Origin of the sequence: Streptomyces sp. NPDC059788 (assembly GCF_042732265.1) — a bacterium.
Taxonomy (GTDB): Bacteria; Actinomycetota; Actinomycetes; order Streptomycetales; family Streptomycetaceae; genus Streptomyces.
In genome coordinates, this window is the sequence record NZ_JBHWHY010000010.1 from 1 (window position 1) to 20,227 (window position 20,227).

18 protein-coding genes, 2 pseudogenes and 1 riboswitch are annotated in these 20,227 nt (G+C 71.2%); of the genes and pseudogenes, 12 read left to right on the top strand and 8 right to left on the bottom strand.

The genetic code is table 11. The features are described 5' to 3' along the window. Positions 1-818: 818 nt before the first annotated feature. Positions 819-1,093: pseudogene (locus tag ACFV57_RS10950) on the top strand (PIN domain-containing protein); the annotation flags it as partial. Positions 1,094-1,338: 245 nt separating this feature from the next. Next, entirely contained in the window at positions 1,339-2,085 is a 747-nt protein-coding gene (locus tag ACFV57_RS10955) for a DUF4232 domain-containing protein (protein WP_385228585.1), read from the top strand. A gap of 636 nt (positions 2,086-2,721) precedes the next feature. On the opposite strand, the gene ACFV57_RS10960 is transcribed toward ACFV57_RS10955, so the two are convergent. From ACFV57_RS10960 to ACFV57_RS10980, 5 genes are all read right to left on the bottom strand, one after another. Then, positions 2,722-3,894: a hypothetical protein gene (locus ACFV57_RS10960; RefSeq protein WP_385228588.1), complete on the bottom strand. Its 1,173-nt coding sequence runs from the start codon at positions 3,892-3,894 to the stop codon at positions 2,722-2,724. Next, the gene (locus tag ACFV57_RS10965) at positions 3,891-4,193 is read right to left on the bottom strand and encodes a DNA-binding protein (RefSeq protein WP_385228591.1); all 303 of its coding nucleotides are present in this window, start codon (positions 4,191-4,193) and stop codon (positions 3,891-3,893) included. The genes ACFV57_RS10960 and ACFV57_RS10965 overlap by 4 nt, the downstream gene beginning before the upstream one ends. Next, on the bottom strand, positions 4,190-4,915 hold the full coding sequence (locus ACFV57_RS10970; protein WP_385228594.1) for a hypothetical protein: 726 nt from the start codon (positions 4,913-4,915) through the stop codon (positions 4,190-4,192). The genes ACFV57_RS10965 and ACFV57_RS10970 overlap by 4 nt, the downstream gene beginning before the upstream one ends. A 393-nt stretch (positions 4,916-5,308) precedes the next feature. Continuing rightward, positions 5,309-6,109, bottom strand: coding sequence for a hypothetical protein (locus ACFV57_RS10975; RefSeq protein WP_385228596.1), 801 nt, complete (start codon positions 6,107-6,109; stop codon positions 5,309-5,311). Between the two features lie 150 nt (positions 6,110-6,259). Beyond that, positions 6,260-6,883 carry a Crp/Fnr family transcriptional regulator gene (locus tag ACFV57_RS10980; protein ID WP_385228599.1) on the bottom strand — a complete coding sequence of 208 codons (624 nt, stop codon included), beginning with the start codon at positions 6,881-6,883 and terminating at the stop codon, positions 6,260-6,262. A gap of 856 nt (positions 6,884-7,739) precedes the next feature. Between ACFV57_RS10980 and ACFV57_RS10985 the strand changes: the two genes are divergently transcribed. The 6 genes and pseudogenes from ACFV57_RS10985 to ACFV57_RS11010 all read left to right on the top strand — a co-directional run bounded on the left by ACFV57_RS10985 (position 7,740) and on the right by ACFV57_RS11010 (position 12,603). Beyond that, positions 7,740-8,300 carry a glycoside hydrolase family 25 protein gene (locus tag ACFV57_RS10985; RefSeq protein WP_385228602.1) on the top strand — a complete coding sequence of 187 codons (561 nt, stop codon included), beginning with the start codon at positions 7,740-7,742 and terminating at the stop codon, positions 8,298-8,300. Positions 8,301-8,472: 172 nt separating this feature from the next. Beyond that, positions 8,473-9,021 carry an RNA polymerase sigma factor gene (locus tag ACFV57_RS10990; protein WP_385228605.1) on the top strand — a complete coding sequence of 183 codons (549 nt, stop codon included), beginning with the start codon at positions 8,473-8,475 and terminating at the stop codon, positions 9,019-9,021. An 83-nt stretch (positions 9,022-9,104) separates the two neighbouring features. After that, positions 9,105-9,182: pseudogene (locus ACFV57_RS10995) on the top strand (zf-HC2 domain-containing protein); the annotation flags it as partial. A gap of 231 nt (positions 9,183-9,413) precedes the next feature. Next, on the top strand, positions 9,414-10,139 hold the full coding sequence (locus ACFV57_RS11000) for a hypothetical protein (RefSeq protein ID WP_385229041.1): 726 nt from the start codon (positions 9,414-9,416) through the stop codon (positions 10,137-10,139). Between the two features lie 188 nt (positions 10,140-10,327). After that, complete coding sequence (locus ACFV57_RS11005) at positions 10,328-11,221, top strand: ABC transporter ATP-binding protein (protein ID WP_385229044.1); 894 nt, start codon at positions 10,328-10,330, stop codon at positions 11,219-11,221. Further along, complete coding sequence (locus tag ACFV57_RS11010) at positions 11,218-12,603, top strand: hypothetical protein (RefSeq protein WP_385228608.1); 1,386 nt, start codon at positions 11,218-11,220, stop codon at positions 12,601-12,603. The genes ACFV57_RS11005 and ACFV57_RS11010 overlap by 4 nt, the downstream gene beginning before the upstream one ends. A gap of 37 nt (positions 12,604-12,640) precedes the next feature. On the opposite strand, the gene ACFV57_RS11015 is transcribed toward ACFV57_RS11010, so the two are convergent. Continuing rightward, positions 12,641-12,847, bottom strand: coding sequence for a hypothetical protein (locus tag ACFV57_RS11015; protein WP_385228611.1), 207 nt, complete (start codon positions 12,845-12,847; stop codon positions 12,641-12,643). A gap of 340 nt (positions 12,848-13,187) precedes the next feature. Between ACFV57_RS11015 and ACFV57_RS11020 the strand changes: the two genes are divergently transcribed. Next, positions 13,188-13,853, top strand: coding sequence for a CAP domain-containing protein (locus ACFV57_RS11020; RefSeq protein WP_385228614.1), 666 nt, complete (start codon positions 13,188-13,190; stop codon positions 13,851-13,853). A 327-nt stretch (positions 13,854-14,180) separates the two neighbouring features. On the opposite strand, the gene ACFV57_RS11025 is transcribed toward ACFV57_RS11020, so the two are convergent. Both ACFV57_RS11025 and ACFV57_RS11030 read right to left on the bottom strand, forming a co-directional pair. Continuing rightward, complete coding sequence (locus ACFV57_RS11025) at positions 14,181-14,969, bottom strand: CbtA family protein (RefSeq protein WP_385228617.1); 789 nt, start codon at positions 14,967-14,969, stop codon at positions 14,181-14,183. 17 nt (positions 14,970-14,986) lie between these two features. Then, the gene (locus ACFV57_RS11030) at positions 14,987-15,205 is read right to left on the bottom strand and encodes a CbtB domain-containing protein (protein WP_385228620.1); all 219 of its coding nucleotides are present in this window, start codon (positions 15,203-15,205) and stop codon (positions 14,987-14,989) included. Between the two features lie 33 nt (positions 15,206-15,238). Then, positions 15,239-15,383, bottom strand: a riboswitch (cobalamin riboswitch). A gap of 125 nt (positions 15,384-15,508) precedes the next feature. Between ACFV57_RS11030 and ACFV57_RS11035 the strand changes: the two genes are divergently transcribed. From ACFV57_RS11035 to alaS, 3 genes are all read left to right on the top strand, one after another. After that, entirely contained in the window at positions 15,509-16,105 is a 597-nt protein-coding gene (locus tag ACFV57_RS11035) for a histidine phosphatase family protein (protein WP_385228623.1), read from the top strand. A gap of 313 nt (positions 16,106-16,418) precedes the next feature. Beyond that, positions 16,419-17,483 (top strand): tRNA (adenosine(37)-N6)-threonylcarbamoyltransferase complex transferase subunit TsaD, encoded by a 1,065-nt coding sequence (gene tsaD / locus ACFV57_RS11040; protein WP_385229047.1) that lies wholly within the window; start codon positions 16,419-16,421, stop codon positions 17,481-17,483. A gap of 74 nt (positions 17,484-17,557) precedes the next feature. Then, positions 17,558-20,209, top strand: a complete 2,652-nt coding sequence (gene alaS / locus ACFV57_RS11045; RefSeq protein WP_385228626.1) for an alanine--tRNA ligase — start codon at positions 17,558-17,560, stop codon at positions 20,207-20,209. The last annotated feature ends 18 nt before the right edge of the window (positions 20,210-20,227 follow it).

Consider the following 20,227-nt stretch of genomic DNA (forward strand, 5'->3'; position numbering starts at 1 on the left):
CTTCAGTACCGCAGCGACGTGATCGACGGCTGCCTCACCGGCACCGGACTCACCCCCGCCCCACCATGACGACATCACGCATTCAAGGTCAGTAGTGCAGCCCGTGCGGTAGCTCGGCTCCACTTGGCCCCACGTTGTGCGGCGCTCACGAGCTATCAGCGGATCGGGGAACAAACCCGTTGTATCAGTGCAGATCACGATTCGTGCAGGTCGGACAACCCGCGAAGCGAAGCGCAAGCCTAGCTGGAGCGGCCGCTCACGGCCTCGTGATACCACGTCGGTGCCGCCGGTTCTGAGCTAAGAGACGCGGCGACCGTGGGAGGCTGGACAGTGGCGGACTCCTCCGAAACCTTCGATGCGAGGTGCGCGGGTTCCGCCAGGCTCACCACCACCCGGTCGGCCTAGGCACTGGTCCACTCATTGTTCTGGTCTTTGTCCAGTGCGCCGACGGCCGCCACCGTTCACCGCCGTACGCGCACCCCGTCTGACCTGCCTACTGAACCCTCACGAACACCCCCCGTACGGCCACGCGGACAGTTGGAAAGCGTGTTGGGGGCAACCCCTCACGAGTTCGAATCTCGTATCCTCCGCCAGTGCCTCACCGGGCACTACGTCGAAGGCCCCTACCGTTCGCGGTGGGGGCCTTCGTCGCGTGTGGTCGCAGTTTTGGCTGCAGATCCCGGTCGGCACCCGTTGAGGACGGCCCGGCACACGTTGCAGTACATGGCGGCGTTCCGCCTGTAGCGCCGCATCGGCCGGCCGGCCGCAGCTGACGCACAGCCCGAACTCCCACGGCGGGCGTCCCAGCGCGGCGGACCCGGTCGGCTGCCGACTGGGCGGGCAGCATCGAGGACATGCGGCTGATCTTCGGCTGGGTTCCTGTCGACGACCGCGCCTACGACCGCGCCTGGCGGGTTCAGGAAGCCCTCGCCAAGCTGGGAAACACCGAAGCGCCGGAGCCGTCGACCTGGTCGTCGCCGCGACCGCTGAGCTGCATGGGCTCACCCTGCTCCATCGCGATCACGAATTCGAGTGCATCGCCACAGCGACCGGGCAAGCCCTCCAGTGGTACGGCCCGGAACACGGCAAGTAGCCGGCAGCGGACGCAGTTCTGGTTCACCGCCGTACAACATCGTTCAGAAGCCCGCGGTGGCACCACCGGCCCGCCTTTCCCGCCCTGCAGGCCCCGCAGGGCCCCCGCTGGGCCCCCGTGTCCTCCCTGCTCACGCCCGTATTAGCTGGACGTTAGCGGGGCGGCAGTCTGGCGGTAGTGGTTCCGATCAGAGTGGTTGTCGTACGGAGGAGAGACCGACACCGACTTCCCTGGGGGACCCCGAAATGAGCGCCAGCACCTCTGCCCGCATCGCCCGTCGCCGCACCCTGCGCGTTGCCGCCGCGGCCCTGACCGCAGCCGCCGCGCTGTCCCTGACCGCCTGCTCCGGCTCGGACGCCGCCGCCCCCAAGGCCGGGGGCCAGTCGGGCGCGGCCGAGACCGGCGGTGCGGGCTCCGCCGAGTCCGGCGGCGCGGGTTCGTCCGCCGGAACGCAGGACTCCGGTACCCAGCCGGACAGTGCCAAGTCGGGCTCCGGCAACGGCACCTCGCCCCGCGCCGGCTCCGGCGGCGGTGCCCCGTCCCATGCCGGCTCCGGGAACGGTGCGGCGAAGGGCGGGGGCAAGAGCAAGTTCTGCCGGACGAACGAACTGATGATGCAGGCCGCGGACAGCTCGCCCGACCAGAAGACGGGCGATGTCACCGTCCAGATGACGAACAAGGGCGGGCGGACCTGCTCGGTGACCGGCTTCGCGGGCGTCGACCTGAAGGACGCCGACGGCACCTCCGCCCCTGTCCACCGCGGCGGTGAGCAGCCCCGCATCACCGATCTGAAGGTCGGTGACACCGCCACCTTCAGCATCTCGTACAAGGTCGACTCCAGTGGCGACAGCCTCGCGTCCCCGACCAACATCATCGTGACGCCGCCGAACGAGACCCACAGCGTGTCCCTGAAGTGGCCCGCGGAGGCGCTGAAGCTGGCCGGCCCGTACGACGAGAAGATCCAGGTCCACCCGGTCGGCATCGCCAACTGAGGACCACGAGGACCGCGGAGCGGTCTCTTCCAAAATCCAAAATGCGACGACAGCCCCCGGCGCCATGCCGGGGGCTTCATTCGCAGAGTCAGGCGATGTGAGGTTTCGTGGAAGGCACGCGTTGTCCCGGGCCCCTGGGGCCGGGGTGCCTCGTAGCTGGAGCATCCGACTCTGCCGACGCACACGCGGGCGCGGATGGTCCACCTGAGCGCAGCAGCGGACGCTGCGACAAAGGCTGGTGATGGCGTCCCACCCAGGGGGGCACCTCGGATCACGCTTTCGCGAGTCACAGGCGGGAGTATTCGGCCGGATGCTCAGTGTCGTGAAGGTCGCTCAGGTGGGGCGACGGGGCCAGGTATCAGATGGCGAGGCAACACTCCTTCCGCGGCGTGCCGGCCGATGACGGCCCACTTGACAGCCATTCGCCCATGAGCCCCGTTGAACCTGCAGAACACCGCCCGATACCCACCTCCACAGTTGAGCAGGGGGTTGGACCAGACACTTCTACGTTTGGTTCACCTGCCTCTGCACCCGTCAAAGGCAGGCGAAGGGCCCAGCCGGCTCGGCGGTCGGGCCCTTCGCCGTGTTGTCGCCATCTGCCGCCGGTGGGTGATACCCGCCTCGCGGCCCGCCGGGTCAAGAGGCGGTGAGGCGGCTGAGAACTTGTGGGTCGGGGGTATCACAGCCCGGTGACGAGGATACGTTCGGAAGGAGAGCACGGGCCCTGGATTCCAGAGCGTCGATGCGGGGGAGAACGGAAGCAACAGTGCGCACCGCGGCAGCAATGTCACCACCTGGAGCTCGAAGCAGCCGGGAAAAGCCCGCAACCGACTTCATCAGCGTCCCGAATTCGGTGATCTCCGCGGTTCCCGAACGAGTGGACTCCGCCATCTCGATGATCTGGCGGAGAAAGTGCTCGTGCTCCTCGTCACGCTCACCCGGGGGAAGCGCCTCCACACCGTCCAACAGCACATGGATGCCGGTGTCGATGTCCGCCATACGCTCGGCGAACGCTTCGCTGCCCACGCGAAAGGCGGTAGCCGGCTCGGCGATGGCCGTCGAGAACTTTCCGAAGAGCGCAAGACGAGCGCTTGCCGGAGCCTTGGAATCGTTGATCGCGTTCATTTTCGGCGTGTGCTCCTCCGCCACCGCGGCGATCCGCAGGAGTGCCTCGCCCATCGTTTCGATGTCGATGAGGACGGCTCCCAGCTGTTCCTCAGCCTGGGCCAGGCGGTCGACAGTACCGGGTGCGTCGTCCTCGTCCTCGTCCATCGCGGAAACCGTCCCCGGCGAGGGGGATGGCGCGGCGGTATAGGTCAGGGTCCGGAATCCTCGCGTGACGCCCTCGCGGAGGACACGGCTCAACTGATCGCGGGCCTCATGGAGGCTGGACTCATCCCGCCGGAACCGGATCGTCCTCAACTGGGAGATGTCGAAAGGTAGTCGGCCGCTCTCACCGATGAGGATCACCGGCTTTCCCCGGCCGATACGGAAGCCCAGTTCGTACAGCACGTTGGGGTTTCCGCCACTGACATCGGCGATCACGATGTCGTCCTCGTGAAGCCTCCGGTGGATCTGGTCGGTGATTTCCCCGGTGTCGGCGATGGCGTCGGCACGCAGCGGCATCAACCCGTGTTCACGGCACGCGGCGCGGACGATCTCGTCATAGACCCGAAGCGACTCCTCGTACAGCTTTCGCTCCGTGCTTCCGTGCTCCGCATATTTGTCGCCAATGGGGCCGATCACGAAGCAAGTCGGCGCGGTGACCTCGTGTGGGTCACCCGCAGTTGCATCGGTCACTGTGCTCACTGACTCTCCTCCTGCTCGTAAGAGTCTCGATTGATCAAAGCGGAGATTTCAGCACCGGCCTCGACGTCTTCCACGTGGACGGGGAGGTTCTCGATGCCGAGGACCCTCATGAGCGGGACGGTCGGAATGCGGTACTGACGTCCGAGGCGGAACACTGGGCAGGGGAAGCAGCCCAGGTGAATCAGCCGATATGCCGTCGCAGGGCAGACGGCGAAGGCGCGTGCGGCCGTGCGCAGATCGACACTCATGGGGAGGTCGAATGCCTCCGCGAAAGTCAGGGCTCGGGCGGAGTAGCTCATCGCGGGCTCCCGTAAGGGTGGAGGGACAGTGTGCCGATACAACGTCCGGGCCGGGGGCGGCGGGCGCGGTGGACAACGTCACGCAGGCCGATTCCTTCGGCGAGCGCCCCGAGCCGTTCCCCTTCGACGCGCTGTTTGGAAGCTGAGAACCGGAGTGGCGCAGCAAGTCCGCCGGGACCATCAGGGGGCGTGATGTGCACGATCCAGGCGTCCGAAAAGCCGTCCGGCACCACACAGTCCCGTGACAGCGTGTCAGCGTCGGGAACGCTGCACTCCCGAGCGGTCGGCCGCGCGAACCGCCAGGCCCGGGTGGATGCCCTCCGCATCAGGCGTTCACCGGCGCCGGGAGCCGCCGGTTCCACTGCGTGGACGCCTTCCAGGACGCCCTGTACAGCCTCGGCCTCCAGGTCGGCCCGTTCGGCCGGAAGGTAGGCGGCGATTCGGCGCACGGTACGGCGGAGCCTGGGGATGGTGAACCAGACGAGCAGAAGAGCAGCGATGTCTCCAGGGGATGGAGCCGTCACTGCTTCTCCGAGGACGTCGCACCAGATCGACTGGGCCATCGCCTCATGGCGCGACGGTCCGTGCACCAGCGCTCGGGCCTCCCGCAGCCCGAGGACACCAGGCACGGCGCCAGGAGCGACGCCGGAGAAATCATCCCCGAAAGCATCGATGTGCGACTCAACGTTGTCGAACAGGCTGTTGTACTTCAGCAGGGTCACACGCTTCTCCTCAACTGGTGGGCTCCGACGCGTCGGAGGAGCAGGAGGTGGACGAACGTGATCGCGCGTCTTCGGTAGGCAGCAGTCGGGCGGCAAGGGCCTCGGTCGCCGCGTGGGCGCTCTCGGCGAGCACGACGAGTTGGCCGGTCACGCTCCGGAGCAGCATCAGGGCCTTGAACGGGATGCCGGCAGGTTCTTTCTCGTCCTGCTGACTACAGAACCCCGACCGGTCCGATCGGCCCGGGCAAAGGCGGTTGGTGATGAAGATGGTGTCAGCTGATACTCCGCGGAGAGTCGCACCGAATCCCACTTGCTGCGTTTCCAGGATGGAAGGAGTCCGAAGGTGTGGGTCCACTCCCGGGCCGGGGTCGCCTTGCTCCGACGATGCCGTGCTCATGAGCCGTCCGGGGCCTGCCGAGGCGCCGAGTAGTGGTGGACGTCATGTACGGAACTGTTCATGACGGCAATGCCGAGCTCCACGTACTGAGTACAAGTCGACCCGGATGGCAGTTCTACCGGAACAGCGTGGCCGACCTCCGCCTGGTCCTCCTTTGCGGGCGCGGGCCGACCGGCGGTTCCGCGCAGCAGCCCGCCGGATGGAGACGGTACGTACATCCAGGCGGTCTGTGTGAAGCCTTTGCCCGGGACATCGGCCTGGACCTCGGTGAAGCGGGAGCCCGGCAACGCGCAGTACCCCCCGAGAACCACCGTGCGGTAGACGTAATCAGAAATGATTACTACTAGGGGCGTGGCGTTCTTGTCCGTCATGGCCAAACCCTTGCGCGCCGGCTGGGAGTCCAGGAGCCGGTGCGTCTCCCCGCGTGGAGTGGCATTACCGTCACCGGGCAGTCCCGACGCAACGGGCACCGGCCCGCAATGGACGCTCATCCGCAGCCTGATACAGGGACCGGCGCCGGCGTTGCGCTCCAGAAGAAGTGCGTTCAGCACGTCCATAAATGGACTGATCACCAGCGAAAGCCATTTCGGGTCGAACCCGAAGGCCAGGCCATCGCCGGTATTATTCTCAAATTCCCTGCGCATCTCCCGCAGGCCAGCAGCTTCGAGGCCTTTGTCCACCACCTCCACCAGCGCCGCACTGAGCGGCGCCTGCTGCACGGCCCGCAATTGCATTGAATCCTTCACGTCGACAGCCAGGAGACCGAAATGCGGCGGCAATAGATAGCTCTCAGACACGACGACACTCCTCCCTTAGAGGCGCCTTGGCATAACGAGACGGCTCAACTATCGAGAGGCCACGACACGGACGCGAGGAAGAATCTCCGCCTCATGATGTGACGCCGGTCACTCGACCATGGTCGTGGCCACGCGGGGCGACTCCTCCCCTCACTCGTCGCTGTGCGCCAATCCCCTCAGGACCGTCTCGTCGGTGAGGCCGATCACGGGCCAGCTCACCGACACGGCGCCGCGGCGCTCCAACTCGGCAACGGCCTCGTACAGCGTTCTGGGTGTCACCCCCAGGGCATACGCCAGCACCTTCTGCGGGATGCCGGCCACCAGTGGCGCACCCGCAGTCCCGGCGAGGTCCAGCAGTAGTCGACTCAACCCGTTGACCACACCGAAGCTCCGGAGGCCAACTCGTAGGTTGGCCTTCCGGTGCGACTCGTGCGCACGAAGCAGCACCCCGATCAAGTCGTCACTGCGACGCAGTTCGGCGGCGAACCGGTCGCCGTTGACGGCGCGGACGGTGGTGCGACAGACCGCCGTCACATCCGCGTTTCGCTGACCTCCTGTCAGGGCCGATGTCTCGCCCAGTAGTTGCCCCCGGCCGCGGAGTTCGAGAAAGGCACGACGGCCGTCCGGGTGCGGGTCGGTCACCAGGGCCCACCCCTCGACCACGCGCAGCACACAGCCCCTCTGTCCGCCTTTCAAGAAGATGGGTTGATCTTTTCGGTAGGTGAGGGTCCGACCTCGGTCGAAAATATTATCCCAACAGCGATCAGCATCCATCCGATTCGCTCCATACGCAGACTCTGACCGACGGAACATCACCGCCGCACCGAGAAATCATGGATTCTTGCCGCCCTTTGTAACAGAGCGCACGAGCGCGAGATGCGGCGCCCCGCAGACTGGTTGAATTTCTTGCGCCTCCACACGCCCGCCAGGTCTCCGAATTCACACCTTGCGCTCTCGACGCCGACCCAGAATGCAAATGGGCCAGTCGCTGGAGGCATCGGGCACTTGCGAGGTGCTCGCCGGATTCGGTAGGCACCCACCGGCGCAGAGCACGCCCAACACGCACCCCGTTGGGCACCCTGACCGACACCCGCACCAGCAGCCGCCTGTGAGCGAAGTGGACACCGGGCGTTTTCAAGGGCGCGATGTCGCGTGACCGACCGCGGGGGCAGAGACGAACGATTCCGGTGCGGTCGTTCGAAAGCAGAGTTGGCTGCGCAGGGCCGGGCCTTCGTGGACCGGCGAGCGGGCCGGTCTGAGGGCACACGTCGTTCAATCGCTGCTGCGCCGACGCGGCCGTACGCGTTGCGGAGTCGATGCAGGAGGCGTCCGGTCTGTCGCAGGGGGCGGAGTGAAGGGCGGGGGCGCACGCGAGTGCGTCGACGGGGCGTGGTGGTGGGGGATGACGGGCGGGGAATGTGGGGAATGCATTGGGAGGAATCGGTTGGGAGGGGTGGGCCAGGAGGAGGGGGTGGCGCTTGGAGGGGGGAAGAACCTATACGGGGGTGTTCAGGGGCATCACCGACTTGTGACTTCTGCGTTCTGGTTTCTCGTTCTTCGATTCATTGTTTTTCGCGCGGAGTTTGGTTACGGATCTGTTGTCTCGACCCCCACTACCGAGAGGAACCTCATGCTGCACGGCATCGACGTCTCCGCCCACAACACCTCGTACGACCCCAAGGGTCAGGACTTCGTGTTCGTCAAAGCGACCGAGGGCCGTTCCTACGCCAGCCCGCACCGGGCCGGCCAGGCGAACAAAGCCCGGGAGGCGGGGTGTGTGGTGGGTTTCTACCACTTCCTGTGGCCCGGGAACATCGCCGCCCAGGCCAAGTACTTCGTCGAGAAGTGCGGCGCGAAGGAGGGGGATCTCCTCGCCGCGGACTGGGAGTCGACGAGTTCCGGTACGCACGCGAGTGGCGCGCAAAAGGACCAGTTCCTGCGGGAGGTGAAGAAGCTGGCGCCCGGCCATCGCGTGTTGCTGTACACCAACGTGTCCTTTTGGAAGGGGTACGACAGCACTTCGTACGCCGCGGACGGTCTGTGGATCGCCGACTACGTCAGCCCGGGCAAGCCGCGGATCAAAGCGAAGTGGCTGATCCATCAGCACACCAGCAACCCTTTGGACAAGAACGTCGCGCAGTTCGAGAACCGTGACGCGCTCAAGAAGTGGGCCGCTGGTGGGAGGGAGTGAGGGGGCGTGAACCGGGTGGGGCTTCCGGGGCGATAGATGGGGCGTGAGACTGTTCCGCCCCGTGGGGGCAGATCGAGGCGATGACGCCGGCGTTGACGGTGGCCACGGCGATGGCGCTTGTGGTCGCGGTGGCGATGGTGAAGGCATCGGGGGTGAAGACGACGGTGTCCTGTTGCGTGCTGTCGCGCTGGGGGATCAGGCCGCGCTGGCCACGTACTACGACCGGCACGCCGGGTGGCTGCACGCTCGGCTGACGCGGCGCTGCGCGGACCCGGAGACCGTGCGCGAGGTGCTTCAGGACACCTTCGTCACGGTGTGGCGGTCCGCGGGCGCGTACCGCGCCGGGCCGCAGCGTGGTGGAGCGTCCGGCGGCTGGCTGTGGGTGATCGCCGCGCGTCGGCTGGTGGACGCGCGGCGCGCGCACGCCCGCGCCGAACGCGTCGGACAGGTGCCGCCGGAGCCCGCCCCGTCCGCCGAGGAGCGCGCGCTGGCCGGGCTGGAGTACGGGGACGTGGGCACCGCTCTGCGCCGTATCCCGCCCGAACTGCGCGAGGTACTGCGTGCCACGGTCGTCGACGGCCTGACCACCCGCGAGACCGCGTGCCTGCTCGGCATACCGGAGGGCACGGTCAAGACCCGCGCCATGCGCGCCCGGCGCGAACTGCGCGCCGCGCTGGCCCAGCTGCACGGCAGTGACGTTTCGTTGGGAGGGCTCGCGTGACGGGCAGGTTGTTCGAGGGGGCGGAGGCTTCCGTCCCGGCTGGGCCGGTTGCCGGTCATGCCTTCTGGCATGTGGATGTGGCGATGGGGGCGCGGTACGCGGACGGGGCGCTCTCGGAACCCGAGGCGTGGTCCCTGGAGAAGCACGTGGAGGGCTGCGCCCGGTGCGCGGCCACGGTATCGGCCGCGGTGCGTGCCACGGCGCCTGCCGGAGCGCTGCTGGGTGAGGTACGGGGAGCACTGCTGGATCAGGTACGGGGAGCGCTACCGGCCGGGGTACGAGGAGTAGTGCTGCCGGCCGGGGTCGCTGGTACGGCGACGGATGCCGATGTCCGTTCGGTGACGGATACTGCTGCGGCTGCGGCTGCCGATGCCGATGTGACTGCGGGGCGTTTGCCGCCTTCGCCGCGTCCGGCCGCTCCGCTCCCCCGGCGTCCCGCCATCGCCTTCCCCCGGCCGCTCGCCGCTGCCCTCCCCCGGCGCCTCACCCGTGTCCTCTGGTCGGCCGGGCCCGCCCTTCGGGGGTCGTGGCTGATCGCCTTGCTGGTGGTGTGCGCGGGAGCCGCCGGGCTGGCGTACGGCGCCGGATTCGGCGGTGCGCGGCCACTGTTGCTCGCGCTCGCGCCCGTACTGCCGGTGGCCGGCGTTGCCTTCTCGTACGGGCCGTACGCCGATCCGATGTACGAGATCAGCGCCGCGTCGCCGTCCTGCGGGCTGCGGCTGGTCCTGACCAGGGCCGCGGCCGTCCTCGGGGTGAGCCTGCCGCTGCTCACGGGGGTGAGCGCCCTCCTGCCGGGGACGCCCGGCCTGCCCGGCGCCGCGGCCTGGCTGCTGCCCGGCCTGGCGCTGACGCTGGGCGCGCTCGCGCTCGGTTCGTACATCGGGTGCCGGGCGGCCGCCGGGATTGTCGCGGCGGGCTGGTCATCGGCTGTCCTGCTGCCGGTGCTCGCGGCCCGGTCCGGCGGCAGCGGCGGTGCCGGGGCATTTCCGGTACGGGAACTGGCGGAGCAGTTGGGGCGGTACCTCTCCGGGGGTGTGACGCAGGGGGGTTGGGCCGCGGCTGCCGCTCTGTGTGCGGGGCTGGTCCTGTTGCGCCGCGACCGGTTGGAGGCCGCGTGAGGACGGAATCCGGGCGCGGTGGCGGATCGGTGGGGCTCGTGGGGCTGGTGGGCCGGAAGAGGCCGGTAGGGCCGAGGGGAGCGAGGGGCGCGGGCACCCCCGGCGAGAGCCCCGCGGGCGGCTACGGAAGCACCACCGACGCAAGAGCCCACGGAATGGCGGACGAGAAGGCTGCGGACGAGAACACCATGGCTACGAACATCAGGTCGACGAACACCACGCACGTCTCCGGGCTGACCATCCGGCACCGCAGGACCGTCGCCCTCGACGGTATCGACCTCGACTTCGGCCCGGGAGTGCACGGCCTCCTCGGGCCCAACGGGGCCGGCAAGACATCCCTGATCCGGGTGCTGGCGACGGTTTCCCGGCCGAGTGACGGACGGGTCGTCCTACTGGGCAACGACCTGTCCGGGCACCGCGAGCTGACGGCCGCCCGGCGCCGGATCGGCTATCTGCCGCAGGACTTCGGGTGCTACCCGGGGTTCACCGTGCGGGACTTCGTCGCGTACGTGGCGTGGCTGAAGGAGATACCGGGCCACGAGGCCGGGGCGGCGGTCGAGCGGGCCGTGGCGCGGGTCGGGCTGGCGGACCGTATCGACGCGAAATTGAAGACCCTCTCCGGAGGCATGGTGCGGCGGGCCGGAATCGCGCAGGCCATCGTCAACGATCCGGACATCCTGCTGCTCGACGAGCCGACTGCCGGAATGGACCCGGAGCAGCGCGTCGAGTTCCGGTCTCTGCTGAAGGAGTTGGGGGCGGACTGCACGGTGGTCGTCTCGACCCACTTGGTGGAGGACGTGGCCGTGGCGTGCAGCGGGGTCACGCTTCTCGAAGGCGGCCGGGTGGTCTACAGGGGTACGCCGGAATCGCTCGCGGCGGAGGGAGCGGCGGCCGGGCGTGGAGCGACGTCACAGCGCGAAACGGCAGTCGGGCCTGGGACGCCGACCGGCGATGTTCCAGCGGGCGGCCTGGGCGGCAGCCCCGTCGAGCGCGGCTACACCGCCGTCCTCCGCGCTTACCGTGCCAGCCGCCGAGCACCCGTCACGGCGCCTTCCACCACCTCCCCAGGAGCAGTCCGATGACCGCCACCACCCCCACCAAGACCACGGGCGCAGCCACCGAGGCGCACCCCGCGGCTGCGGGCCCGGCTCCCCACCACCACCCCCTTCGTACTGAGGCGCGCGCCGGTATCGCCCCCTGGGCCGTGCTCGCTGTCTTCCTCACACTCGCGGTGGCTGTGGCGGTGCAGGCGGAGCACTGGCAGGGCAGTTGGGGCAGGGCCCGGCTTGAGCTGCACGCCGCGGCCACGATGCTCGGCGGGCCCCTCGCCGCCGCGATCGGCTGCTGGCACGGCGGCCGGGAGCGCCGTTCACGTACGGCCGATCTGCGGATCTCCGCTGCCAGGAGCCGGCTCGCGCAGTTCGCGGTCGCCGCTCTGCCCGTTGTCCTGGCCGTGGTTCTCGGGTACGTGCTCGCCGCCGCCGGCACGCTGCTGGCGTCGTGGCCGTACACGTCGGCGGGGCGGCCCCTCGTGCTGCCGCTGGTGGCGGACGCGGTGTTCCTCGCCGCGACCAGCGCCGCGGCGATGGTCGTCGGGCAACTCGTACGGTGGCGGCCGGCCGCGCCCGTGCTCGCCGGTCTCGTGTACGTGGCGCTCGCCGTCCCCGCATACCGGGCCTCGGCGGTGCGCTTCGTTAGCCCGTCCGTCGAGGCCGGTGTCGGCGAAGAACTGCCCGTCTGGTGGCAGCCGGTGGCGATGGCCGGGTGGACGGGCGGGCTCGCCCTGGCCGTGGTCCTCGCGTACGCCGCAAGCCCGGCGCGTCGCCGGTGGGCCGCGCTGCTTCCGCTGGCCGTCGCGGTGTGCGCTGCCGTGTCCCTCGTACGGGTGGGAGACGGCGCGTGGCGCCCGGACCCGGCTGCCGGGCGCCAGGTGTGCGACGGCGGGTCGCCTCAGGTGTGCGTCAGCGCCCTGGACGCGGATCTGCTGCCGCAGGTCTCCCGGGCCCTGTCGGGCGTCACGGGCCGACTGGCCGGGGTCCCGAACGGTCCGGTCCGCTTCGAGGGGCTGCCGCGCCAGTCGCGCCGCGACGAGGCCGACCTGCCGCAGCTCTTCCTGGGACAGAGCGTCGTACGGGGCGAACTGACCGATCCGGAGCGGTACGCCTGGGAGGCCGCGGCCGGGCTGGCCGGGCGCCGTGAGTGCGGCGGCGCCGCTCCGTTCGGCCGCGTCGACGCGGCCGTACAGGACTGGCTGGTCTCCAACGGACTCGGCGACCGCCGTCGGGCGGCCTGGGCACGGGTGCTCCGGGAGCGGGGCGACAAGGAGTCCGTCGCCGCGGCCGAGGAGGGCGAACGGGCCCTTCGCCATCTCGCGTCGATGGACGACGACCGGCGGCGCGCCTGGCTGGGCCGGTATTTCGCCTCGGCGGAGAGCTGCGACGCGCGGAAGGTTCCTCAGCTGTAGCGGGTGGCCCCTTCCCGTCACCGGTAGCCGACACGCCCTACCCCTGGCCTGCCTCCTTCCGCGCGTAGTGCGTGTCGGCGTCGGCGAAGCCCGCGGTGATCAGGTGGCCGGGGTAGTGGACGGGTTCGGTGCCGGCCGGCAGCCGGTCGCGGAGGACGGCGTACGGGCCCGCGGCGGTGATGCGGCCTGCCTCGCAGATCAGCAGCCCGTCGGGGTCGTGGACGAGAGCTTCCGCGGTGGCCATGTGCGGGCGGGTACCCGTTCCGGGTGGGGGTGGATCTGGCGTACGTCAGCGGGGCGGGCGTGCCGTACAGCCGAACGGGTCGGGTATCGGCCGCGGGCGACAGAGACGGGGGCGGGGACGGCAAGACTGTCTCCGGGCCGGGGAACGGGTCGGCTCCAGGCCGGAGATCGGCTTCGGGCCGGAGATCGGCTTCGGGCCGGGGATCGGTCCGGGTCCGGTGCCGACGCGGCACCGGCAGCCGTTCGGCTGCCGTGCGGCATCCGGTGGACGGTCTAACGGTGGCCGAAGGCAGTCGAGGACGGTCGATGACAGCCGAGGACAGTCGAGGAACAGGGGCCGAATGGGTGGAAGTGCGGGCAGGGGCGCGGGCGGGCGTGGCGCGGGCCGGAGGGCCGGGTGGTACGGCGTACGGGCGGTGGCGGCGGTGCTGGTCCTGACGGGGCTGACGGTGGGCGGGCCCGCCCTCGCGACGCCTGCGGGCGCGCGCCCGGGGCTGCCGGACGCCACGCGGGCGGCCCACGCGGAACACGCCGCGCGGGCGGCCCTGGCGCCACACGCCGCTCGGAAGGAACGCGCGGTCCGGGCGCCGGGCGCCGCCCATGTCCCCCGGGACGTCGAAGCGACCCGGGCGGCCGTCGTCCGGCTGGTCAACCGCGAGCGGGCGAGGGCCGGATGCCGTCCCGTACGGGCGCACCGTACGGTCACGAGGGCCGCGCAGCGGCACAGCGACCACATGGCGCGCGACGGCTCGCTCTCCCACCGGGAGCGCGGCGGCTCGGGGCCCGGCAGCCGGCTCTCGGCGGTCGGGTACGACTGGCGCCGGGCGGGCGAGAACATCGCGCGCGGCCAGCGCGGGGCCGCCGAGGTGGTCCGGGCGTGGGCGCGCAGTCCGGAGCACCGGGTGGTGCTGGCCGACTGCACGTTCCGGCACGCGGGAGTGGGGGTCAACAGCGGTACCGCCGACCGGGGCCCCTGGTGGACGCTGCTGCTGGCTCTTCCGGATTGACGGGATGCGGGGGCTGCGGGCTGCGGGCCAGGGGCTGCGGACTGCTTGAGGCGGAGCCTGACGGGCTTGGGGCGGGGCATCGCGCGAGTCTGATGGGCTTGAGGCGGGTCTGACGGGCTTAGGGCGGGGCTTTGGGGGGCTCTTAGGGGGGCGGAGCCTGACGGGCCTGAGGCCGGCCTGGACGGGGCCGGATTCCGCGAACCCAGCCCCCGAAGGGCCCGGCCCCCAACGCCGCCCCCGTACCGGAAGCGGCCCCCATCCCCCGTACCGGAAGCGCCCCCGCCCCGTACCGGAAGCTCCCCCGCTGTCGAACCTCAAGCGCCCCCATCAGCGCACCGAAGACACCACACCCCCACCCGAACCACCCTCACCACGTGCACCATCCGCACCACCCACAGCAGCACCCCGCCGCGCCCGAACAACCCGTTCCGCCAGTTCACCGAACAGCAGGCCGAAGGCGGCCCACAGAACGAGCTGGACGGCGAGCGCGGAGACCCGGAACTTCCACAGCAGCAAGGCGGGGAAGTCGGCGGGGAGTTCGTTGACGGCCGGCAGGAAGGCGTAGGCGAGTCCGACGGCCACGGCGAAGGCGGCCAGGGCGGCGACCGTCGCGTACCAGGTGCCCAGGCGGGGTGCGAGCCGCTTGCCGAGGATGACGGCGGCGACGGTCAGCAGCACGCTGAGGGCGATCATCAGGAAGTACAGCGCGGTGCGCTTGCCGATGGAGTCGGGGTCGCCGACGGACGGCGGGTTGGCCGGGTATTTCAGGAACGGTACGAGGTAGACCGCGGCGAAGGCGGCGCCGGAGAGCAGCAGGGCGGTGGCGCGGGGGCCGAAGCGGCCGGCGCGGCCCAGCGCGAAGCAGTAGGCGAGGGCGGCGATGCCGCCGAGCGCGACGCCGTACACCAGGACGCCGGTGGCCAGGCCCGCGGTGGACTGCACCGTACGGCTGACGACCTCCGCCTCGTGTTCGTGGGCGTGTGCGTCCTCGAAGGCGATGGCGGCGTCGACCTGGGGCTCGCCCAGCAGGTAGGCGACGAGCAGGGCGAGCAGGCCGGCGGCGAGGCCGGCCGCCATGCCGCGCACCAGGAGGGATCTGACGGTGACGGAGTTCATGTACGACATTCCCCCGGTCAGTGGCAGGGGAAGCCGAGCAGGTGGCGTCCGTCGTGGACCCACTCGTGCACGTCGGTGCCGGAGAGCAGTGCGGTGGCGCCCTGTTCGGCGCCGACGAAGTAGAGCAGGACGAGCATGAGGATGCCGCCGAAGACCGCCCACGGCAGGACCGTCCTGACGGGGAGGGTGGCGGGTGCGGCGGGGCCGGTGGTCGGCGGTGCGACGGACTGGGCCATGACAGAACCTCCTGGGGAACTCGCGTCCCGGTCGGGGAGTCGGGACGACAGGACGGGTCTGGCTCGTCCGGTGGCCCCGTACGGGACCGGTCCGGGCTCACAGTGGCGCGACCGCGCCGGAATTCCACCGGCTTCCGTCATGTCATCGTCAATAATCATCGGGAACGTACCGCGTGGCGGAGGCCGGGCCAAGAGCCCCCGGGCCACCGGAAAGGCGCACGGCGGCGGGCGAGCGCCCCGCTGGTTGCCTTGTGCGCCCTCAGGTTTCCCTGGTCGGGAGAGGTGCGCATGACAACTCGGGTGATGTTGGTCTCACCGGCCTTCGACGACGCCCTGCGCGCGGTGCGCTTCCCGGCCGACGAGCCGCTGACGCCCGGCGGGCTGCGCCGCGCCCGCGCCGTACGCGCCACTGCCGCCGCGCTGCCCGCCGACCGGGCCCTGACCTCCCCTTCCGCGCGCTGCCGGGAGACGGCGGAGGCACTCGGTCTGCGGGCGGTCCCGGACGCGGGCGCGGCGGGGTGCGCGATGGGCCGCTGGCAGGGCCGGACGCTGGACGAGGTGCTGGCCGCCGAACCCGCGGCAGTCACGGCCTGGCTGTCCGGCCCGGACAGCGCGCCGCACGGCGGCGAAACGCTCACACGGCTGCTCGGCCGGGTGACGGACTGGCTGGCGGGCCTCGCGGCGGAGGGCGGCCGGGTCGTGGCCGTAGTGGAGCCGGACGTCGTACGTGCGTCCGTGGTGTGCGCCCTGGGGGCTCCGCCCTCGTCCTTCTGGCGGGTGGACGTACCGCCGCTGGCCCTGACCGTGCTGAGCGGGCGGGACGGGCGGTGGAACGTCCGGGTCACGGGGGAACTCGGCGGGGAGGCGGTTTCCGCGGGGGCGTGTCCTCCGGGGGCGTGACCGTCGGGGCCGTGTCCCCCGGGGGGCGTGACCGTCGGGGCCACGACCGTCAGGGCCGTACCCCTCGGTCTCAAGACCGCCAGGGCCGTACCCCTCGGCCTCAAGACCGCCAGGGCCGCACCCCTCGGTCTCATGACCGCCGGGGCCGTCGGTACCGGGCCGCTCTCCGCCCCCGGCCAGGGCGGCCCCCCATAATCCTCACCCGGCCCCGTACGTACCGCCGTATCCTGGTTCGAGACGTGGTGTTGCACATGGGTTGCAATAACGAGACCGGTGACGAAGGAGCGGTGCCGTGGCATCTCCAGGCTCTCCAGTGGTGCTGGGGATCGAGTCCTCCTGCGACGAGACCGGGGCAGGCCTGGTCCGGGACGGGAAGCTGCTCGGGCACGCGGTGGCGTCCAGCATGGACGAGCACGCGCGCTACGGCGGCGTCGTACCGGAGATCGCGGCCCGCGCGCACGTGCACTCCCTGACGCCGGTGGTCCGCCGCGCCCTCGACGACGCGGGCCTGACCATGTCCGACATCGGCGCGGTGGCCGTGACCACCGGCCCCGGCCTGTCGGGCGCCCTCCAGGTCGGCCTGGCCGGCGCCAAGGGTCTGGCGTACGGGCTGGGCGTGCCGCTGTACGGGGTGCACCACCTCGCCGGGCACGTCGCCGCCGACACCCTGGAGCACGGCCCGCTGCCCGACCCCTGCATGGTGCTGATCGTCTCCGGCGGGCACACGTCCCTCCTCCTGGTACGGGACCTGGCGCGCGACCCGATCGTGCACCTCGGCGACACCCTCGACGACGCCGCCGGGGAGTGCTTCGACAAGGTCGCGCGGGTCTTCGGCCTGCCGTACCCGGGCGGCCCCGCGATCGACCGGGCCGCGCGCGAGGGCGACCCGAAGGCCGTCGCGTTCCCGCGCCCGCTGACCGGGCCGCGTGACGATCCGTACGGCTTCTCCTTCTCCGGCCTGAAGACGGCCGCCGCGCGCTGGGCCGAACGGCACTCCGGCGGCGAACTGCCCGTCGCGGACGGCGCGGCCTCCCTCCAGGAGGCGGTCGCCGACGTGCTGACCCGCAAGGCCGTCGCGGCCTGCAAGGAGCACGGTGTGGGCACCCTGGTGGTGGTGGGCGGCGTCGCCGCCAACTCGCGCGTACGGTCCCTGGCCGAGGAGCGCTGCCAGGCGGCGGGCATCACGTTGCGCGTACCGCCGCTGCGGCTGTGCACGGACAACGGCGCGATGATCGCCGCCGTCGGTGACCTGCTCGTCCGGGCGGGCGCCGAGCCGGCGCCGCTGGACCTCTCGATCGACCCGTCGGCGCCGCTGGAGTACGCGGCCCTGCACCCGGTCGCCAGGGCGGCGCGGGCCGCAGCGGCGACGGCCGCCTGACGGCCGGGCGACCGCCGCCCGACGGACCGACCGCGACCGCCCCTTCCGCCTCCCCCGACCGCCCGGAGCCTCCTTTGCGTACCGCCGAGATCCGCCGCCGCTTCCTCGACTTCTTCGCCGAGCGCGGCCACACCGTCGTCCCCAGCGCGCCGCTGCCGACGCCGGACCCGACGCTGCTGTTCGTCAACGCCGGCATGGTGCCCTTCAAGCCGTACCTGACCGGTGAGGTGGCGGCGCCCTGGCCGCGCGCGACCAGCGTGCAGAAGTGCGTGCGGACCCTGGACATCGAAGAGGTCGGCAAGACCACCCGGCACGGCTCGTTCTTCCAGATGAACGGCAACTTCTCCCTCGGCGACTACTTCAAGGAAGACGCCATCCGCTTCGCCTGGGAGCTGTCCACGAAGCCCGTCGCCGACGGCGGATACGGCCTGGACCCGGACCGCATCTGGGTCACCGTGCACCACTCGGACGACGAGGCACGCACCCTGTGGCGGGAGATCTCCGCGCTGCCCGAGGAGCGGATCGTCTCGCGCGGCGACGAGGACAACTTCTGGTCGATGGGCGTGCCGGGGCCGTGCGGGCCCTGCTCGGAGCTGTACTACGACCGGGGACCCAAGTTCGGCCGGGCGGGCGGCCCGGAGGTCGACGAGGACCGGTACATGGAGTTCTGGAACCTCGTCTTCATGCAGTACGAGCGCGGCGAGGGCACCGGCAAGTCCGGCTACCCGATCCTCGGGGAACTCCCCCGCCAGAACATCGACACCGGCATGGGCCTGGAGCGGATGGCCACCCTCCTCCAGGGCGTCGACAACCTCTACGAGATCGACGAGACCCGCCCGGTCCTGGACCGCGCCGCCGCGCTCGCCGGGGTCCGCTACGGCGATGACGAGCAGAACGACGTACGGCTGCGGGTGGTCGCCGACCACGTCCGTACCGCCCTGATGCTGCTCGCCGACGGCACCACCCCCGGCAACGAGGGCCGCGGCTACGTGCTCCGCCGCATCCTGCGCCGCGCCGTCCGCTCGATGCGCCAGCTCGGCTACGAGGACCGGGCGCTGCCCGAGCTGCTGCCGGTCGCCCGCGACTGCATGGCGCCCAGCTACCCGGAGGTCGCCGAGGCCTACGACCGGATCGCCGGCCAGGCCGCCGGCGAGGAGGACGCCTTCCGCGCGACGCTTCGCCAGGGCACCACCGTGCTGGACACCGCCGTGGCCAAGGTCAAGCAGGAAGGCAGCCGTTCGCTCCCCGGCAAGCAGGCGTTCCTCCTCCACGACACCTACGGCTTCCCCATCGACCTCACCCTGGAGATGGCCGCCGAGCAGGGCGTCGAGGTGGACCGCGAGGGCTTCGCGGCGCTGATGCGCGAGCAGCGCGAGCGGGCCCGCGCCGACGCCCGCGCCCGCAAGTCCGGTGGCGCGGTGGACACCTCGGCGCTGCGTACGGTCCTGGACGAGCACGGGCCGACCGACTGGCGTGCCTGGGACACGCTGGAGACGGACGCCGAGGTACTGGCCGTCCTCGGCGCCCAGGGGCCCGTACCGGTGGCCCGCGAGGGCGACATCGTCACCGTCGTCCTCGACCGCACCCCCTTCTACGCCGAGTCCGGCGGCCAGGACAGCGACGCCGGCCGGCTGTCCGGCACTTCGGTGGAGGCCGAGGTCCTGGACGTGCAGCGGCCGCTGCCCGGCCTGGTCGCCCACCAGGTACGCGTCACCGCGGGCGAACTCGCCCTGGGCGACGCCCTGCACGCGGCCGTCGACCCCGAGTGGCGGCTCGGCGCCCGCCAGGCCCACTCCGGTACGCACGTGCTGCACGCCGCGCTGCGCGAGATCCTCGGCCCGACGGCCCTCCAGTCCGGCTCGTACAACCGGCCCGGCTACCTGCGCCTGGACTTCCCGTGGCGCGGCGGCCTGTCCGCCGCCACCCGCAGCGAGGTCGAGGAGGCCGCCAACCGGGCGCTCCGCCGCGACCTGCCGGTGGGCGTGAAGTGGATGACGCTCCCGGAGGCCAAGGAGCTGGGCGCGCTCGCGCTGTTCGACGAGACGTACGGCGAGAAGGTGCGGGTCGTCGAGATCGGCGGTGCCTGGTCGCGCGAACTGTGCGGCGGTACGCACGTGTCGCACGCCTCCCAGGTCGGGGTCGTCGCCCTGACCGCCGAGTCCTCCGTCGGCGCCGGGATGCGCCGCCTGGAGGCGTCCGTCGGCATCGAGGGCTTCGGCTACCTCGCCCGCGAACGCGACCTCGTCGCCCAGATCGCCGAACAGATCCAGGCGCCGCGCGCGGAACTGTCCGAGCGGGTGGCCGGGCTGCTGGAGCGCCTGAAGGCGAGCGACCGGGAGAACCAGCGGCTCCGGCAGCAGGCCACCGTGGCGCGCGCTGCGGGGCTCGCCGACTCCGCCGTGCAGGCCGGCGGCTTCCGGGTGGTCACCGCCACCGCGGACGGCGGCGCCGACGAGGCCCGCGCACTGGCCATGGCCGTACGGGACCGGCTGCCCGCCGGACAGCCCGCCGCGGTGGCCGTGGGCTCGGCCACGGACGGCAAGGCGGCCCTGGTGGTCGCCCTGAACAAGTCCGCCAAGGAAGCGGGCGCCTCGGCTTCCGACCTGGTCAAGCGCGCGCTCAACGGCCGCGGCGGCGGCTCCCCCGAACTGGCCCAGGGCGGCGGCCTGGCTGCCGACCAGCTGCCGCGGACGCTGGCCGCGCTGCCGGGGCTGCTCGGGGAGTAGTCGGGAGGTGACGCGGGC

Bases quoted from the DNA above. Each gene is read 5' to 3' on its own strand.
- ACFV57_RS11015 (WP_385228611.1), bottom strand. From the start codon at position 12,847: ATGGCCACCGCGGAAGCTCTCGTCCACGACCCCGACGGGCTGCTGATC.
- ACFV57_RS11010 (WP_385228608.1), top strand. From the start codon at position 11,218: ATGACCGCCACCACCCCCACCAAGACCACGGGCGCAGCCACCGAGGCG.
- ACFV57_RS11005 (WP_385229044.1), top strand. From the start codon at position 10,328: ATGGCTACGAACATCAGGTCGACGAACACCACGCACGTCTCCGGGCTG.
- ACFV57_RS10955 (WP_385228585.1), top strand. From the start codon at position 1,339: ATGAGCGCCAGCACCTCTGCCCGCATCGCCCGTCGCCGCACCCTGCGC.
- ACFV57_RS11035 (WP_385228623.1), top strand. From the start codon at position 15,509: ATGTTGGTCTCACCGGCCTTCGACGACGCCCTGCGCGCGGTGCGCTTC.
- ACFV57_RS10980 (WP_385228599.1), bottom strand. From the start codon at position 6,883: ATGGATGCTGATCGCTGTTGGGATAATATTTTCGACCGAGGTCGGACC.
- ACFV57_RS11030 (WP_385228620.1), bottom strand. From the start codon at position 15,205: ATGGCCCAGTCCGTCGCACCGCCGACCACCGGCCCCGCCGCACCCGCC.
- ACFV57_RS11020 (WP_385228614.1), top strand. From the start codon at position 13,188: ATGGGTGGAAGTGCGGGCAGGGGCGCGGGCGGGCGTGGCGCGGGCCGG.
- ACFV57_RS10985 (WP_385228602.1), top strand. From the start codon at position 7,740: ATGCTGCACGGCATCGACGTCTCCGCCCACAACACCTCGTACGACCCC.
- ACFV57_RS10965 (WP_385228591.1), bottom strand. From the start codon at position 4,193: ATGAGCTACTCCGCCCGAGCCCTGACTTTCGCGGAGGCATTCGACCTC.
- ACFV57_RS11025 (WP_385228617.1), bottom strand. From the start codon at position 14,969: ATGAACTCCGTCACCGTCAGATCCCTCCTGGTGCGCGGCATGGCGGCC.